Source organism: Nocardia sp. NPDC051756 (assembly GCF_040681495.1).
Taxonomy (GTDB): domain Bacteria; phylum Actinomycetota; class Actinomycetes; order Mycobacteriales; family Mycobacteriaceae; genus Nocardia.
Window position 1 is genome coordinate 763,138 of sequence record NZ_JBFAYV010000004.1, and the last position, 19,228, is coordinate 782,365.

At 66.9% G+C, this 19,228-nt stretch carries 2 protein-coding genes; both read right to left on the reverse strand.

The window, feature by feature from the left end; translation table 11 throughout:
• Positions 1 to 18 precede the first annotated feature (18 nt).
• The gene (locus tag AB0M22_RS20510) at positions 19 to 1,050 is read right to left on the reverse strand and encodes a hypothetical protein (protein ID WP_364728800.1); all 1,032 of its coding nucleotides are present in this window, start codon (positions 1,048 to 1,050) and stop codon (positions 19 to 21) included.
• A gap of 44 nt (positions 1,051 to 1,094) precedes the next feature.
• Entirely contained in the window at positions 1,095 to 19,211 is an 18,117-nt protein-coding gene (locus AB0M22_RS20515; protein WP_364728803.1) for a hypothetical protein, read from the reverse strand.
• Positions 19,212 to 19,228 lie beyond the last annotated feature (17 nt).

The window sequence follows — 19,228 nt, forward strand, 5'->3', positions numbered from 1 at the left end:
CCTGGAACCTGCCGCGGGTCAAGGTGTTTCCGGCCCGCGCAGCAGTTGGACCCGGTCACCCCACGCGACGATAACGCTGCCGTCCGGGGCCGGCGCGCAGCTCGAAATGCTGCCGGTCCCGGTGCTGGTCTCGCCGATCAGCCGCCAGTCGCGCGGATCCCACATCCGCAGCCAATTCCGGCCTGCCGCCTGCACGTCGCCGCCGCCGGCCAGCACGATCGGCCCGGCCGCGGTCTGCCGCCAGACGATCGCCTCGATCCGGCCTGGGCAAGCGGCTGTTGTCCGCACCTGCCGCTCGGCGAGATCCCACAGGTCCAGGCCCGCACCGCCGACCGTGACCGCGACCGCGCGTCCATCCAGTACGCCCGCCGCCAACGGTTCGGCCACCGAGTTGCCGGCGAGCAGGACGGGTTCGCCGAGGCTTGCCCCGGTCCGGATATCCCAGGTCGTGAGCTGTGATTCGGAGTCGTCCGGATCCAGCAACGGCCGTGCGGCGTAGGTCGATCCCACGACCGCCACCGGGCGATCACCATGGTCGACGACGGCGATCGAATCGGTGAAGCCGCCGTGCCACAGCGAGTGGACGGATTGCCCGTTCGCGATGTCCCACACCTCGACCGATCCGGAGCTGACCGGCACCTCGTATACCGACGAGGTCGCGCCCGCGCCCCGGCCGATCAGCACCAGCTCATCCGCCGCGACGAGTGCCGCCGCACGACCGTACAGTTCGGCGACCGGCTTCCCGAACGGTTCGCCGCTGGTCAGATCCCACGCTTGGATGCGGCCCGCGACATCGCCGGTCACCGCGACCGGCTTCCCGGCCACGCGGCCGACCGTCAGTTGCACCAAGGTCGAATTCGCCTGCGCGACCGGCACACTCGACCTGATGAGCTGCGTACCGGAGGTCAGGTCCCACGCGGCGAGCGTGGTCCCCGCGACGGCGATCGCCGCCGGTCGTCCGGCTATCTCGGCCCAGGCGACGGCCCGCACCCACTCGTTCGGCTCGTCGACCGCCGCCGTCCGCCATACCTGCGCGAAGGGCGCGGTCATGGTTCGTTACCCATCCTGTCCTCTCCCGCCTTCGGTTCCGTCGTTCATGCGAAGGGCCGATTACCGCCGCGTCGCCACGCTGCATAGTGTGTCGCCTGAATGGCGGAGGCGACGTAGCCGCCGTCGAAGTTTCCGCCCTCGGGCGGAGCATCCCGGTTCGACGCGTTCTGTGCGGCGAAGCCGGGTTCCGGTCGCGACAGCGCGTATCGGGAGTCGTTGGTACGCCACACCGTCCCTGGATTCGTCGCAGGTAGCGGCGGAACCGCTCCGCTGCCGGGCCGGAAGAGTTGTCCACCTGGGAAGAAGCGGGAGGCGGCGCCCGTGACGTCGATATCGCGGCCGTCGACGGTGATGCGGTAACCCAGGTACTGACCGTCGCTGTCGAAGAGCATCTGTCCGGATACCGAGTTCGGGTCGCGTTTGATCGCCGCGTCCACCAGGTCGGCGACGGCCGGTGGCACCGAGTTGCGGGTGCCGAGCGAGGCGATGACGCCGTCGCCCGTGTGTATGCCGACAGCGAATTGGGTGCCCTGGGGGCCGGTGCGTTCTTCGATGCCGGCGATGTTCATGTTCCGGTCGAATGCCATGGTCAGGCGGCCGGTGGCGGTGGGGTTGGGCCAGCTGCCGTCCGGGTTCTGCTTGCTCGCGGCGGTGGGGTTGGCCGCGTCGAAGCCGAGGTCGTGTTGTCCGCGTACTTCTTTCCATTGGGTGTTGTCGGCGAGGCCGGGCGGTGCGTTGCGGCCGATCATGGTGAAGGTGGCGTCGTTGCTGAGTTTGAGCATGTTTTCGACGCCGCTGATGCCGGTGCCGCCGGTGCCTGCGACGATCCAGTGTTTTGCGAGGTTCGGGTCGACGCCGGCGAGGTTGGCTTCGTCGCCGGACAGGATTTTTCCGGGGTGGTTGTCGCGCAACGACTTCCAGTTGCTCAGCGAATCCAGCGCGTGATTGAGGTTGTCGCTCAACGCGGAGCGAGCGATGCCGTTGGTCGTCAAAATGTCCACAGTTTTGGCCGCAGAGGCCGGATCACGCCAGGACAGGGCTTCGATCTGGCCTTTCGCGGTTGTCGCGGCGGGTGTATTGAGCTTGCCCAATTCCTTTGCCGCCGTGTCGAATGTGCCGTGCATGCCGCCGACCTCGCGGGTGCCGGGAATGATCTCGGGCGGAAAACCGGTCGCGATAACCGGGATGCCTTGGACCTCCACGGTCAGTGGCGCCGAGTTGTCCAGTGGGGTGATGTCGGCGAGCAGTTTTCCGTCTTCCATGCGGAAACTCGCCTTGCCGTCGATCACCGGTCCTTGGGCGGCGATGGTGTCTTCCCAGTAGCGAACTGCGTCGAGGGGTACGCGGGCGTCCGGTCGTCCTTCGCCGACGAATTGGTAGGGGTCGCCGAGTCCGGTTTGGCGGAGATTGCGCAATTGGTCTGCGGTTTGGGCGATTCGGTCGCCGTTGTCGGATTGCCAGCGTCCTCGGTCGTCGATCAGCAGGGCTTGTGGATCGCGGGCGGCGAGTGCGGCGCCGCCGCCTGCTTCGATGACCGACAACTTCGGGTAGTCGCCGCCCTTGGCCTGCTCGCGCAGATCGGCGAGCGTGGTCACGCTGCGTTGCGCACGTTGCTGAGTGCTCTGGTCGGCGAGGGTCCGCGTCTGTTCGGGGGTGGCGCGTTCTCCGTCGAAGGCGATCGGGCGTTCGAAGGCCGGCCGCAAGGCGGCCCGGTGCGCGTCGAACGCCGCTTGATCGATTCCGGCCTGACGCTGGATGGAACGCAGTAGCCGCTGGTCATTGGCCGAGAGTTGATCCCGGTTGCCCCCGGCGTCGTCGAGTAGCTGACGCACATGATCACGACCGGTCGGGGCGGACTCGAGGTGATCCAGCACCAGAGCTCTGCGTTGCTCGGCCCCCGGTGTGCCGTCGCGCAGGCCCAGGTGCTCGACCAATGCCGTTGCTTCGCGGTGCAGTTCGGCGTAGCGGGTTCGATCTTCGGGCGTTCGGCCGGCCGGGTCGGGGAGTGCGTCGAGTTGTTCGCCGAGCACGCGGAGTTCTTGGATGCGGCCGGTGTCGTGGGGCGTGAGCGGCGGCTGGTCGGTCGGTCCGCCGGGACGCAGGACGCCTTCGTCGGGACCGAAAGCGTCGAGCCTGTCGATGAGGTAGCGCTTGCGGTCGGCGACGATCTCGCCGATCTCGTGGGCCAGCGCGCGCGGTAGGTGTTTGGTGGAAATCCGGTCGGAGATCTGGATGACGTGCTGGCCCTTGTCGTGGTTGAGGATCGAGCGGGCCGCCGTGTCGTCGCCGATGCGCTGGGTCTCGACCCGCACCGTGAAACTGCGTTGACCGGTTCCGTAGACACCGCTGGTGTCGGTGACGCGGTAGGCCCCTTTGTCGGTGGCGATCGGGTCGATCCGCAATCCGCCGTGACCATCGATCGCGCTGTTCAGTGCGCTGTCGATGCCACCACGGATCTGTTCGACGTGGCTGGTCGTGGGCGGTGCGACGTGACCGTGGAATTCGGAGCCCGGCACGGCCGCGGCGGTAATGACATTCGATCCGTCTGCCTCGTTACGCCGCCATGCCGCATAGTGCGTCGCCTGCGTCGCGGAGGCGACATATCCACCGTCGAAGTTGCCACCCTCAGGCGGAGCGTCCCGATTCGAGGCGTTTTGCGCGGCGAAGCCGGGTTCCGGCCGCGACAACGCGTACCGGGAATCCTGCGTGCCCCATACCTTCCCTGGATTTACCGCGGGCAGCGGTGGGACGTCACCGGTGCCTGGCTTGAACAGTTGCCCGCCTGGGAAGAAGCGGGAGGCGGCGCCCGTGACGTCGATATCGCGGCCGTCGGCGGTGATGCGGTAGCCGAGGTATTGGCCGTCGTTGTCGAAAAGCATTCGCGCGGATACCGAATTCGGGTCGCGTTTGATCGCGGTGTCGACCAGGTCGGCGACTGCCGGTGGCACCGAGTTGCGGGTGCCGAGCGAGGCGATCACCCCGTCGCCTTCGAAACCGGCGACAACGAAACGGGAACCCGGGCGTTCTTCGATGCCGCCGATGTTCATGTTCCGGTCGAATGCCATGGTCAGGCGGCCGGTGGCGGTCGGATTAGGCCAGACGCCATTGATCTTCTGGCTGGCGGCCCGCGGATTGTTGTGGTCGTAGCCGAGGTCGTGTTGTCCGCGTACTTCTTTCCATTGGGTGTTGTCGGCGAGGCCGGGCGGTGCGTTGCGGCCGATCATGGTGAAGGTGGCGTCGTTGCTGAGTTTGAGCATGTTTTCGACGCCGCTGATGCCGGTGCCGCCGGTGCCTGCGACGATCCAGTGTTTTGCGAGGTTCGGGTCGACGCCGGCGAGGTTGGCTTCGTCGCCGGACAGGATTTTTCCGGGGTGGTTGTCGCGCAACGACTTCCAGTTGTCGACCGCACCCAGCGAGTCCCGGGTGGGCTTGGACAACGCGGAAGGAGCGATGCCGTTGGCCGACAGGATCTCCAAGGCATTGCCCGCCGAGGCCGGGTCCCGCCAGGAGAGGGCTTGGATCTGCGCTTTCGCCGCAGGGGCGCCAGAGGCGGTGAGGTTGCCCAATTCCCGTGCGGCAGTGTCGAATGTCCCGTGCATCCCGCCGATGCCGCGGGCGATGCCGGGGATGATCTCGGGCGGAAAGCCGGTCGCGATGACCGGAATGCCTTGCACATCAACGGTGATCGGCGGGCTGCCGTCGAGTGGGGTGATGTCGGCGAGGAGTTTTCCGTTCTCCATCCGGAATGCTGTTCTGCCGTCGACCACCGGTCCTTGGGCGGCGATCGAGTCTTCCCAGTAGCGGACCGCGTCGAGGGGTACGCGGGCATCGGGCCTGCCCTCACCCACGAATTGGTAGGGGTCGCCGAGTCCGGTTTGGCGGAGATTGCGCAATTGGTCTGCGGTTTGGGCGATGCGGTCGCCGTTGTCGGACTGCCATCGCCCACGGTCGTCGACCAGCAATGCTTGCGGGTCACGGGCGGCGAGCGCGGCGCCACCGCCTGCCTCGATGACCGACAACTTCGGGTATTCGCCCTGCGGTGCGGCCGCGGCTTGTGTGCGCAGTTCGGCGAGGGTTTCGGCGCTGCGCTGCGCACGTTGCCGGGTGCTCTGGTCGGCGAGAATTCGCGTCTGTTCGGGGGTGGCGCGTTCGCCGTCGAAGGCGATCGGGCGTTCGAAGGCCGGCCGCAAGGCGGCTCGATGGGCCTCGAACCTGGCCCGGTCGTCTGTGGCCCGATCCTGAATGCGTTGCAGGAGTTGCTGATCCTCGGGTGGCAGCCGATTCGGCTCGCGGCCTGCGTCGTCGAGCAGAGTGCGTACGTGCGCACTACCGGAGGCGGAACGATCGAGATGATCGAACACCACGGTTCTGCGTTCCTGGGCGCCCGGCGTGCCTTCGCGCAGACCCAGGTGGTCGACCAGCGCCATCGCTTCACCGCGCAGCGCGTTGCGTTCCGGCTGCTGGGTGGCCGGCAGCCCGTCGAGTTCGTCGCCGAGCACCCGCAGTTCTTGAATACGGCCGGCGTCGTGCGGCGTGAGCCGGGGTCGATCGGTGGGTCCGCCGGGATGCAGAACGCCGTCGCGCGGGCCGAACGAATCGAGCTTGTCGACGAGGTAGCGCTTGCGGTCGGCGACGATCTCGCCGATCTCGTGCGCCAGTGCACGGGGCACATGTTTCGTCGAGATCCGGTCGGAGATCTGGATGACGTGCTGGCCCTTGTCGTGATTCAGGATCGACCGGGCGGCGGTGTCGTCGCCGATACGTTGAGTTTCCACGCGCACGGTGAAGCTGTGCTGGTCTCTGCTGTAGACGCCACTGGTGTCGGTGACGCGATACTCGCCCCGTTTCGGGTCGATCGGGTCGATCCGCAAGCCGCCGTGACCGTCGACCACGGTGTGCAATGCGCTATCGATCTGACCGCGGATCTGTTCGACGTGGCTGGTCGTCGGTGGTTCGACGTGACCGTGGAATTCGGAGCCTGGTACGGCCGCGGCGGTGATCGTGGGCCTGGCGTGGGCACTGCTTCCGTCGGCGGTCCCGGGGGCGAGGCCGATGCGTGGTGCCCCCGGTGTGGTCACCGCGATACTGGTTATCTCCCGGTCCAGGATCAGGCGGACCAGTTGGGCGCGAGTCACTTCGAGGGTGCGTTCCTCGCCCTTCCGGTTGACGTCGTGGACCAGGTACTTTCCGTCGCTGAAGGTCACCTTCGTGGACAGGGCGGTGGTCGAGAACTGCGCGGAACTGCCGGGTGGGAAGTTCTGCTCGCCGAGCCGGGCCAGTTGGTTCACGTGCTCGTTGTTGTCGGTCCGGTAGTACCGGGTCTGCGCTGGGGCGTTCTGCGTGGCGAGGACTTGCTGGGCGCGTGCGAGCGCTGCTGTCCGCTTGATCTCTTCGCTGGCGGACGGCAGCGGGTGCAGTCTGCGATCGGTGCTCTCGAACTTCGGGTGCAGCACCAGGCCCCGTGCTTGCTGCACCGCGAGCGCCGCGTTGTTCAATTCCGCACTCGGTTGGTAGTGCCCGCTGCTGTGCGCGATGAGGGTGGGCCGTCCCGCCTGCGCCATGACGAAACCTGCGCCCGAAACGATCTGGCCGCCGAAGAACGACGAGTGTTGCAGGGTGCCGCGCAACTTGACGGCGGCGTAGAAGTTGCCGAATTCGTCCTCGACGAAGATGGTCATGTTGCCCTGCCGGTCGCCCGCGGACGTGTCGAACAGTCGTCCATCGAAGGCGCGGAAGAATCTGCCGCCAGGGCCGACGAAGAGCCGATGCGTTTCGCGCTCCAGCTCGTCCATGTAGTGAACCGGCGTGTGGTGGTGCGAGACCGGCTTAGTTTTCGGCCGGTTCTGCAACTCGCCGGAGTCGATCACCGCGTCGAGCGCGGCGAGCCGGTCCGGGGCGAGTCGCTCGCGGATCCCGGTGTCCACGATCATCGGCTTGTTCTCCGCCAGGTAGTTGTGCTGGACGGCGGTGCCGGAGAGCGCGGGTTTCGCTGTGCTCGCGAGCATTTCGGTGAACTTCGGTGGAATGTCGGCCTTCGGCACGACGTCCCCGGTGGGTGCGGACAGGTGGTGCTGGATCGGCACCATGGTGGAGAACAGACCACCGCGCTGATCGACGCCTATGCCGTAACCATTGTCGTCGGACGCCTTCAGCAGAACGTAGGGCTTCGTCGAATCGACAGTGAATCGCTCCCGGCTGCCGTTCGGGTGCTCGAGAATTATATTCACGTTGTTCATGTGACCCGCGGTGGCCAGCATGAAGTCCATTCGACTGCCGCGGTAATGACCGTACGTGGAGTCGCCGGAACGCAATGCCGCTATCTGTGCCCGGAATTCCTGCTCTCGTTCGGCGGCCAGGTTCCGCAGGTTTTGCTCATGGTCGCTCTTTGCACGCTGGAATTCTTGGTCGGAGAGTTCCGATTTCCGTTCGAGCACGGAATTCCAGTGCGCTTCTTCGCTGCTCACCTTTGCTTGCAGACCCGGCGGGATGAATCGCTCGACATACTTCTTGTGCTCGCGTTCCAGCAGGTCGGCCACGCGATTGCGCAACTCCTGCGGATCCGGGTGGTTCAGCACATGAGCGAGCGTGGAGAAGGTCGTCTCGCCGTCGCTGGGCGGCCGATACCAGGTGGCCGGAGTCGGCGACACATGAGCGACGGTGGTGACATCCCGGTCGGCGAGCAGTTGCTGGAAATCCTCGAAGGTGACGATCTCGTGCCGTGGGGTTCCCTCCGGGCTCGTGCCGTGGAGACGGACGTTTCCGTCGTGCATGACCGTGGCCTTGACCGGATCGGTCTGCCCGCCGAAAAATATGGTCGTCCCGCTCATCAACCGCTTGCGCGCGAAATTATCGGAAAGCCTCGACACCGTGGTGTCGTCCACCTTGGCATGCGGATTCGCGGCCGCGAATTCCGCGGCGGTCTCCGGGCGGGCGGCCGTGGTGTAATCCGATGCGTCGGTCAGCCGCGCGGTCTTCAGCGCGGGGCCCGCCCCGTCTCCCTCGCGCGGTGGTGTTCCACTGAGGGTGCGCTTGGGGGCGCCGGGCGGCGGGTCGTCGGTGTGGCCGGCGCGGATCGGGACATCGGCGGTCTTGGCCTCGGTCTCGCCCGCGCCGATCCGGACATCGCCGATCGCCTCGGCGCCGGTGATGCCCGCGCCCACGCCGGTGCGGTGCGGCCGGCCGTCGGCGGTGTAGATGATGGCGTCGGTGGAGCGAACCCCCTCGGCGGTGTGGTTGTCCGGGGAGAGCGAATACTCCTCGTTCTTGGTCGGATCGACGACGACCATGTCCCCGTCGTCGTTGACGATCAGGTAGGCGTGCGCGCCGACGCCGTGCTCGTCGGCGGGCGCCCAGTAGGAGTCGACGACCACCGCGACGGCGCCGTCGCCGAGCCGGAACAGGTGGCTGGCGATATCGCCGTGATCGCGGAAGTGCTCGAGCGACGCACCGGCGGCGCGTTCGAATGCCGTCACGTCCATGCCGTTCAGCCCGACCGGGCCCTCCGGAACGCGGACGACCTGGCTGCCGGTCAGGTCGACCACGGCACTCAGCGTGAGTTGGGCGCATTCATTGACGAGGTTGTCGTCGGCCGCGGGGCGAGTCGGCGGCGGGTCCGTGACCTCGGGGAGCGCCTCGCGGAGTGCGGTCAGGTCGGTGGTCGACTCACTCGCGCCCGGCCTGGGCGGATACTCGGGCTTCTCGATTTTGACCGTCTCGATATCGCGGTCGACGACCAGGTCCAGCATCGTGTCGACGTCGGCATCGTAGGTACGCGCGTGACTGGATCCGTCTCGGCTGCGATCGGTGACGCGGAAGGTGTGATCTTCCCGAGCGATCGCCGTGGTGACGAAATCCTCGTCGTGGAAGGTGATTTTCGTGCCCGGCCGGAAATCGTCCCACTTGAGATAGGAGTACGACTCCTCGATTCGATGAATCAGGAACGGTCGAGTCGGGGTCGGCCCGTCGGTCAGAATGCGCTCCGCGCGGGCGAGCGCGGCCTCTTGTATTCGATCCTCGAGGTCCCGATCGCGTGTTCGGAATTCGCCCTGGGTATCCAGGTAGGTTCGCGCGAAGTTCTCGTCGAGTTCCAGACCTTGGGCTCTGAGCAGGGCGATCGCATAGTCGTTCATCTGCGAGTTGGGCATGTAATGGCCGCTGCTGTCCGTGACGTCGGTGACGCGGCCGGCCACGACCTGCATGAAGCCCCCGCCGAAAATGGGGTGACCACCCACGAACGACGAGTGCTGGATGAGTCCCGTTTCTTTTCTGGCGGAATAGAGGTTGCCGAACTCGTCCATGACGAAAATCCACGACGTGCTGCCGCCGGTATCGAATACGCGGCCGTCATGCGCGTTGTACAGCCGGCCGTCCGGTCCGACGAAACGTCGGTGTGCCTCGCGTTCGGCAGCGTCCATGTAGTGGATCGGAGTGTGGAAATGGGTCAGCGGGTCCTCGGCGAAATCCGCGATGTCGCCGCGTTCCGGCAGCTCGGACCGCGGCACCAGCGGCCGCCGTTCGCCCAGATAGCGCTTGTCGATGGCCGCGCCCTCGAGCAGCGGCTCCGGCCCGCCGGCCAGCATCTCGGTGAGCGGCTTCGGAATCTGATCCGGTGGGATCAGGTCGCCCGATTCCGCGTAGCTGCGCGGCAGGCTGGGTCTCACCGTCGAGAAGATATTGCCGGTCTCGGTGACGCCTACTTCGTAGCCGCCGCCTTCCGGGCGCCGCAGGAAGATGGTCGGCTTCGACCGGCCGAAATTCAGATTGACCCGCGGCCCGTTCGGGTCCAAGGTCGTGATATTCATTTGATGCTGGGTCGCCGCCGCCATCAACAGGAATTCCGCGCGGCCGGGACCGATGGCCCGGCTACCGGTGCTTTCGGCGCCGGTGAGCAGCTTCGATATCTCTCGTCCCAGCAATGCGGCACGCTGGTCTTGTAGCCGCCCTTCGAATCTGGGGTTTGCCCGGTTCGCCGGATCATTCGCTTGGCTGTCCAGCCGATCGTTGGTGATCAACGGGGTGAAGTGACCCGGATGCTTGCGCAGGTAGTTCGCGAGGTCTTGCCGCACGGTGGCGGGATCCTCGGCGTTGAGAATGCGGGCCAAGGTCGGGAACAGCTGCTCGTCGGCCGAGCTGATGCGATGCCAGGAGTCGGGCACCGGGAGGGTGACCTTGGCGGAGTGCACCTCGTGATCGCTGAGGAGGGCCTCGAACTCGGGCCTGCCGATGGTCGGTGGGGGCGTGACCGGCTCGGCGCGCAGATCGTGGAGATCGAATGCGCCGTCCCTGCGGACGATCGCGACGGAGTCGGTGGTGTCGCTGTGCAACTCCAGGATTGTCCCGGTGGTGAACTCGTTGCGCGACAGCTTCTCGGTGACGTAGGAGATCTCCTGGACGCGCTCACTCGTATCACCGCGCAGCGCAGGCTGGAACACCTCGACGTGATCCAAACCCATTGCCTCGTGGTCGGATCGGAGCATGCTCCAGAAGTCGTCGATGGCGTGCAGGGCGGGCGGGTTGGCCGAGTCGTGCAGGTCGTCCACCATGACGTGGTCGTCGTTGGTGAAGGTGGCGGTGGCCTCCAGTTCCTGGCCTTGCAGATGCAGCTTCGTGCCGGCCGGATATTCCGAGCCCTCGAACTTCGTGAGGAATTCCTCGATGCCGAAGCCGCCGGTCCGTTCGTTGCCCGCGCCGATGCGCGCCGTGGGCAGCGGGTGCGAGACGACCTGATCGACGGTGTGCGGCTGGCCGCCGGCGTCGTAGATGACGGCATGCACGGTGTCGACCGGCGCCGAGGTGTGCTCGCTGAGCGGGTGATGGGCGCCGGTGCTCGGATCCTTCACCGTGATGGTGCCGTGTTCGTTGGTGATCAGGTAGGCGTGTGCGCCGACGCCGTGCTGGTCGGCGGGACCGCGATAGGTGTCGACCACCAGTGCGGTGGCGCCGGGGCCGAGATCGCTCAGGTGCCGGCCGATCGCCTGATGATTGGTGAACGACTGCAACGGGCCGCCGGCGAGGTGCTGGAATTCCGTGGCGGACATGCCGTCCAGTCCGACCGGATGCTCGGGCAGGCGGGCGGCCGTACTGCCGGTGTCGGTGATGAGTTCGTGCAGCGCGAGCGGCGCGCAATTGTTGAGGTGCTGGTCGAATCCCGGCGGCAGCGCGGTCCGGGGCTCTTCGTGGATCGTCGGGAGGGCCTCGAGCAGCGAGTGCGTATTGATGGTCGATTCGTCGTGCTGCCCTGCCCGCGGCGGGAATTCGGGCTGTTCGACCTTGACGGTCTCGACCTCGCGAGCGGCAATCAGATCCTGCAGCATGGTCGGGTCGGCGTGGTAATGCTGGTCTTGATGGGAACCGTCGAGGGGACGATCGACGACCCGGAAGTTTTGATCGTTCGTCACCGTCGCCGTGGTGGCCAGGTCGTCGCCGCGGAAGCTGATCGTCGTCCCCGGCGGGAAATCATTCCAGGTGAGATGGTCGTGTGCTTGCTCGGTTCGGTATATCTTGAACGGCCGAGTCGGGGTCGGACCTTCGGTCAGAATTCGTTTCGCGCGGGCCAGCGCGTTCTCTTGGATCCGCGCTTCGACCTCGGGGTCACGAGCGACCCAGTGACCGTCCGAGTTCATGTACTTGTGCTCGAAGCTGGCGCTGATCCGCAGGCCCTGAGCCCGCAATGCGGCGATCGCATAGTCGTTCATCTGCGAGTCGGGCATGTAATGCCCGCTGCTGTCCATGATCTCGGTCAGGTAGCCGTCCCTGGCGCCGATGAAGCCCGCACCGGTAACTGTCCGACCGCCGAAGAACGAGGAATGCTGGATCAGGCCGGTCTTTTTTTCGGCGGCATACAGATTGGCGAACTCGTCCATGACGAAAATCGTGTTCGGGTGGTCCGTGGTGTCGAACGGATATCCGTCGCGGGCGTTGTACAGCCTGCCGTCCGGCCCGATGAAGAGCCGATGCATCTCGCGTTCCGCGCTGTCCATGTAGTGAATCGGCGTGTGGTAGTGCCGGATCGGATGCTCGGCGAAATCCGCCGCGGAGCCGCGCTGCTCGAGGATGCTCTTCGGCACCATCGGGCGCTGCTCCCCGAGGTATCTCTTCTGTAGTGCGGCGCCCTCGAGCAGCGGCTCCGGTCCGCCGGCCAGCATCGTGGTCAGGGGCTTCGGAATCATCTCCATCGAGATGGTCGGCGGCTCGTCCGGCGTTACGTGCATATCGGGCCGGACCACCGAGAACATGGTGCCGTCGCGGTTCATCCCGACCTCGTAGGCGCCGTCTTCCGCGCGCCGCAGGAAGATCTGCGGCCGGCCGGGGAAATTCGGCACCTCATTTCTCGGCAGGTGCGGGTCGAGGGTGGTGATGTTCATCTGTTTGGCCCAGGTGGCGCCGTACAGCGCGAATTCCATCTTCGCGGGTCCGGCGTAGTGGTAGCCCGTGCCGCCGGACTCGTAATACAGCTTCGATATCTCGTACTTCAGTATTTCGGGACGCTGGCTCGCCGCCCAGGCCGGAAAGTTCGGATCCTGGTGGTTTTCCGGATTGCTCCACAGGCTGTCGAGATGGTCGCTGGAAATATATCCGGCATAGAAATCCTGGTTTTCCTGGAGGTGCACGGCGACCTCCCGGCGTAGCTGGGTCGGGTCGGCTTCGTTCAGAATGCGGGTCAGGGTCGGGAAAAGGTTGTCCTGGCCCGGCGCGACGCGATGCCAGGATTCGGGGACCGGCAGCGTGACTTCGGCGGACTGCACGTCGTGCCGGTCGAGAATGGCCTCGAATTCCGTCCGGCTGACGATGCGTGACGGCGGGCGATGCTCCGCGCCGGACTCGCGGATCTCGATATTCCCGTCCTTGCGGACGATCGCGGTCTGGCTGTGGTCGCCGTCGTGAAATTTGATGGACGTTTTCGAGTCGAAGCCGTTCGCGACCAGCTCGACTTTCAGGTCGGAGACGTCCCATATCCGACGGGACTGGTCCCCGAAATGCGCAGGCTGGGCAACCGTGACGTCGGTCAGCCCCATTTCGTCGTGGCTGGCTCGGATATGGTTCCAGAAGTCATCTACGGTGCGCCGGTTCACCTCGGGTGGCGGACTGTTGACATCGGTCGTCAGCAGGACGTGGTGGTCGTCACCGAACTGGATGCGTAGCATTCCCGGCGTCGGTGTCGGGAAATACATCACCGTGCCGGGCGGATACTCGGTGCCGCCGAATCGTTCGAGGAGTTCACGGACCCCGAACGTGTCGTGCCGCGGACCGGAATCAATCGCGCCGACGCGCACGTCGGGGAGCGGGCGTGTGCTTCCCGTGTCGACGGTGTGGGGTTGACCGGTATCGGTGTAGAGAACGGCGTGCGTGTCCTGGACGTGCGCCGGGGTCTGCGCGATGAACGGCCGGTCGGCGCCGGTGCTCGGATCGCGGACGGTAATGCTGCCGTGGTCGTTGATGAGCACGTAGGCGTGCGCGCCGACACCGTACTGATCAGCTGGGCCGTGGTAGGTGTCGACGACGAGAGCGGTGGCGCCGTTACCGAGGCCGCGCAGGTGTTCGGCGACGCGGTCGTGGCCGCCGAAGTGTTGCAGCGGCGCGCCTGCGGCGCGTTGGATCTCTTCCGCGCTCATGCCCGCGAGCCCGACCGGACCCTCCGGGGGATGGATGACCGGACTGTTGTTCAGCCGGACGAGCTCGTTGAGCGCCAACGGCCCGCAATCGTTGAGGTGTCCGGCTTCTAGGCCGCGCACCGGACCGGTGTCGCCGAGGGGCAGCGGCTGCACCTGACCGCGGAAATCGGAACCCGGGTCGGCGGTCGTGGTGATCGGGTCGGGCTGATCGGGCGTGCGGCGCACGCTGCTGCCATCGGCTGTTTCCGCGCCGCGGTCCGGTCGGTTCGTCGCGAGATCCGGTGCTCCGCCGTGTGATTCGGCCGAATGCACGGATTCGTTGCCGAAGAGCCGGTGCCCGGCACCGGCCGCCGTACCGCTGTGCACCGTGACGGAATTCGCATCGACGTGCGGGGCGAGCGACTTCGCGAGCGGTTCCGGTGCGGACACGTGCACCCGCGCCGCGGGATGCTGCCCAGTGAATTCGGCGATCGCCGTCCCGAGCCGGCCCGGCGTGGGGTCGGGCGGTCCGGAAAAGAGCTTCGAGACCAGCCGCGACGGCCCGGAGGCGCCGCGGGTGGAGTCGTGGTCGACCCACATCACGGTCGCGTGGTGCGGTTGGGTGCGCGCGGTTTCGACGTGCTGCTGTGCGGCGTGCGCCACCGCGTGGCCGGCCGAACCGAGCGAGGCGTTCGGCGGCGCCTGCCAGTGCACCGTCGTGGCGGAGTCGACGGGACCGAATCCGATGACCTCGCGGCCCCGCCGGCCCTGGGCGTCTTGATCGAAGGACAGCAGATGGGTCGCCGGTTGCTCGGTGCCCGCACGATGGGCGGCGATCGCGGAGTCGATGTCCGCGGTGTTCAGGTCGGTGAGTACGGCTTTCAGGTTGTTCAGTTGCCGTCGCTCGTTCGACGACAGCGAGGAGCCGTCCGCGATCTTTTCCAGGCGCTGGATCTCGTGCTGGATGTAGGTGGTGTTGAGGGTGTTCCGGACCGCCGCCGGGATGCCTTCGCTATTGCGCAGGCCGGGGAAGTCGGTGACCAGACCGTGCTGGTAGGCGGGTGACAGATCGTCGAATCGCAGGTTGTTCCACCAGGATTCGCCGGTGTCGCGCCACCAGGCGGCGGTCCGGTCGGCCGCCGGATTCGTACCGTCGAGCCCGAGGGGCGGCCGGGGCGGCGTGATCCGGTCGTTCGGGCCGGTGGGATTCGGATGCGCGACGACCTGGTCCCGCAGCTCAGGCTGGACGATGCCCTGGTCGAGTCCGGCCTTCCACTGATTCAGCTGGTGCTGTTCGTCGTTCAGCAACTCTCGTCGAGCCTGCACGATTCGGCGGGCATCGGGATCGTCGGGGGTGCCCGCCCGGTCGAGCTCGTTCTCCTTGCGGCTCAGCGCTTCCGCGGCGGCATCGAGCGCGATCTGCCGCCGCGCGAGTTCGGCTTGCTCCCGGTCGACTTCGCCGAATCGTTCCCGGGGCTGGTTGTCGAAACCGAGGCGAGTGAAGTTCTCGTCGAGGGAAAGACCTTGTCGCCGTAGCAGATCCACCGCGTAGTCGTTGAGCTCGCCGCGCGGCAGGTAGTGCCCGCTGCGATCGCTCAGCACGACGAGGCGGCCGTCGCGGACCTCGATCTCACCGGCGCCCGTGACGGTTCGTCCACCGAGGAACGACGAATGATGGAGGGACCCGAGTTCCTGGTCACCGGCGTAGAGGTTGCCGAACTCGTCCATGACGAAGATGGCTCGCGCGTCTCCGCCTTCGCGCGCCGAGGCGATCTGGGTGGTGTCGAACAGCCGGCCGTCGGCGGCCCGGAACAACCTCCCCTCATGCACGAACAGCCGATGGTTCTCCAGCTCCGCGGGGCTCATGTGCCGCACCGGCGTGTGATACGGCAGGCGCTCCTGAACGGCGAGTGGCTTCGCGTCCGGGATCGGGTCGAGCTGGGATTTGACCCCGATCGGGCGGCCTTCCCCGGTGTAGTGCGGCGCCAGCGCGGCGCCGTCGAGCAGCGGGATCTGCGGCGAGGCCAGGACGCGATTCAGCGGCGGCGGGATCTCGCTGCGCGGCACCACCTGGTCGATCACGGAACTGAGCGGTGCGGGCGGGCTCGGATGCCGGTGTGCCGCGAACAGGTTGCCCTCGGGCGTGACGCCGATCTCGAACTCGCCGGTGGATGCGTAGCGCAGGAACACATTCCGCTGTCCCGGCACGAAAGCGTGCTCGGCGCCGTGCCCGTCCGAATGCTGGACGACGACGTTCATTCCGAACGCGGACGCCGCCAGGTGCAGATCCCGGTCCACGGTGTCGCGCGTCGGCGGCGTCGGCGGCGCGGCCGCGGTGTTGCGCTGTTCGTCGAGCGAGTTCTCGAACTGCTGACGGCGTTCCAGTTCGCTCTGCCATTGGGTCTCGTCGACCCGATTCTGCCTGCGCTCCTCCTCGATGGTGGCTCGCCAATTGGTTTCTTGTTGCTCCAGCCGGTTCAGGTGGTCGGTGATGCCGGACCGTACGTGCGTGGCATCCGGGAGGCCGAGAATCCGGGCGACCGTGGTGAACAGTGGATCGGTGCGGTCGGGCACCGGCGCCCAGTGCTGCGGCCACGGCGCCTGCTGCGGGGTCGGGTCGCCGACCACGATCTCGGGCGGCGGCGGTGACGAATCACGCGGCGGCACCGGGGTTTCCGTCCGCCCCGGGGAATCGATGCGGGCACCGTCGCCCGGAGGCGTGCTCGGGTCTTCGGGGTGACGCGCGATCGGTTCGGCGACGTGGTAGTTGTCGCCGGTCTCGTCGGCGCGGACCAGGATGTGCTCGGGGCGGTCCTGCGGGCCGAAATGCGTCATCGTGCCGTCGCGGTCCACCACCACCAGGTGCAGGTCGTTCGCGTCGGCGCCCGCGGAGAGCAGGAAATCGCCGAGTTGGTTGTGGTGCGGGCCGGGCTGGGACAGCTGTTCGTGCTGTAGGTCGAACGCCAGCGAGCGTTCCAATTCCAGATCCTGCGTGTGGAACTCGCGTTCGGACTCCCAGGCTCGGCGATCCGGGTGATCCGGGTAGTCGCGCAGGTTGGCGTCGATCCGGGCGATTTCCCGGGCGGCTTCGCGGAAGTCCGGGTCATCGGGGACGAACTTCCCGATCAGCTTGTCCTTGCTCTGCTGCAGAGTTTGGACGAACTTCTCGCGAACGGCCGCCGGCCCGGGCCCGAGCTTGCCGCCGGTCGCGTGATCGATCGCCCGGAACAGGCCGTCGCCGCCGGCGGGGAGGCGCTCCAGGCGATGGCCGGGCAGCGCGGACACCTGCTGCGGGGTGGGGTTGAAGTCGGCCTGCGGCACGAATTCGAGGCCGGCGGGCGGCTTTTCGCGCGTCGGCTCCGGCAGCGGGCGCTGCTCGGGGGAGTTCGAATCCGAGGGATGCGGGACCGGTTCGTCGCTTTTCGGCGTCGCGAAATCGCCCGATTCTCTGGCTGATTCGAGCGGAACCTCGGGGCCTCTGGACGCGCCCCGCGATGTTTCGTTGGAAGTTGCAGGTTCCCTTGGGATTTCGAGCGAAGTCTCGGGCTGTTTCGGGGTGGTCAGGTGGTCTTGAGGACCTTGCGCCGGTTCGACCGTGCGGAATTGAGATTCGGGGGTGACCGCCGACGAGGTCGATGCGCGTTGGTTGTTCGGGATCGGGTCGGTGCGCACGCCTGCCGTGATCGGCGGGCGCGCGGAGCCGTCGCCGACCGAGGAGATGCTGGGTCGTGCCGACGGCGGCGGGGACTGAACCGAGGACTTGTCGGAGACCGAAGGCGGGGGCAGCGGCGACTCGCTCCGCGACGACGTCACCGGCGGGGGAGTGCTGCTCGGCGTAGCGCCGGTGTTCGCGGTAACCGGCTGTGCGGGCGGTCCGTCCGTACGGATTCCAGTGCTCGACTGCGCCGCGGGCGGTGGCACAGGCGATTCCGTGATGTTCCCGACGTGTGCGGACTGCGGCGGCGAACTCGTGGATGCATCGTTGCGCGGTTGCTCCACCGACGCCTGCGCGGTCGAGGTCGTCGAATTGTTCGAGTTGCCTTCGAGATTCGACGTCGTCGCGGAGTGGGTCTGCGTTGCCGACTGCGGCGCAGGAGAATCCGTGGACTGCGCGTGCACCGGCTGCGGCGGCGGTTGCGAGGTACTCGAATTGGGATCGAGTCCGGTGCGCGTCGCGGGTTGTTGGGTTGTTTGCCCCTCGACGCGCGATGACGTAGCAGGCTGTTGTGCGGGCGAAGTGCCGTTGGACCGCCCGGAGCCGGAGTTCGACTGCGACTGGTTCGTGGACTGCGACTGGTTGGTCGACGGTGACCGGTCGGTGGACCTCGTCGAGTTGTTGTTCTGTTGCGCGGCCGAGTTGTTGGTCTCGGTCCTGCCGTTCGTCTCCGCGGTGTTCGTCCGGCCGTTCCGGGTGGTCGAATCGTTGTGCGTGGTGGTGTGATCCGCCGGTGCCGTACTCGACCGATCGCTCGTCGTATGCACCGACGGCGCACGGTGATTCCCGCTGTCGCCGTCGTAAAGCGAAGAGGGGCGCGAAGATCCGCTGTCGCCCTCGTTGACCTCGACGACCCTCGGGTCGGGCCGCTCGTGACTGCCGTCGGCACCGACCGGCGGCGGCGCGGACAGCCCGGTGTAGCCGCCCTTGGCCATCCCGATCGACTGCGCGTGTCCGGCGACACCGTGCACGCCACCGACCAGACCACCGCCGACACCGCCGAGGATCGCGGCCGGATCGAACTCCCACTGCCCCGTGAAAACGCCGTTGGCGACGATGCCCGCCCCGGCGCCGACCACACCCGCGGGAATGCCCGCGCCGATCGCGATGCCGCCGGCCTTCCACCACGTCATCGAGTCGTGGCCGACCCAATTGCCGAGACGCTTACCGATCATGCTGCCGACCGGCGCCGCCACCGCACCCGAGATGCCGCCGACGGCGCCCGAGATGACCATCTGTTTGACGTCGAAGCTGTCCCGGTGCCCCTTGCCCAGCTGAATGCCCTGGGCGAGCGCGTCCGCGCCGAGGCCGATCGCGGCCTGCTCGACGCCGGTGATCGCGGCCAGTTTCCACATCGGCATCTGCGCGAGCCGGGTGGCCCGGTTCGCCAGGAAGGTGATCAGCCGCTGGCCGATGAGCTGGCACACGCCGGCCGCCTCGGCCTCCATGGCGGGCACCGCCCACGCACCCCAGAGCGTGGCCAGCGCGTAGGCGATCTCCGCGGCCAGGATCGCCAGCGTGATGATGATCTGGAGCTTGGCGTACTCGGTCTGAGTGCCGCACTGGCGCACCGACTCGCCCAGCTGCTTGAGCTGTTCGGCCAGCTTCTCGACGGACTGATCGCCGGAGAAGAACTGGTCGAACTGTTTCTTCATCTTGTCCGCGCCGTCGCCGGAGTAGCTCACCTGCGCGGTGTTACACGCGACGTGCAGGGCCTCGATGAGGTCGTGCACGTCCTTGGACGCCGATTTCCAGTCGTCGCCGAGCGCGAACAACGCGTCCTCGTCGCCTTTCGGCCAAGACGCGCCTGCGAGATAACTGAGCCATTGCAGGCCCTCGGGCATCTCGATGCTCATCGGTCAGGCCAGGGCTG

Coding starts and splice junctions, on each gene's coding strand:
- AB0M22_RS20510 (WP_364728800.1), bottom strand. CDS start 1,050: ATGACCGCGCCCTTCGCGCAGGTATGGCGGACGGCGGCGGTCGACGAG.
- AB0M22_RS20515 (WP_364728803.1), bottom strand. CDS start 19,211: ATGAGCATCGAGATGCCCGAGGGCCTGCAATGGCTCAGTTATCTCGCA.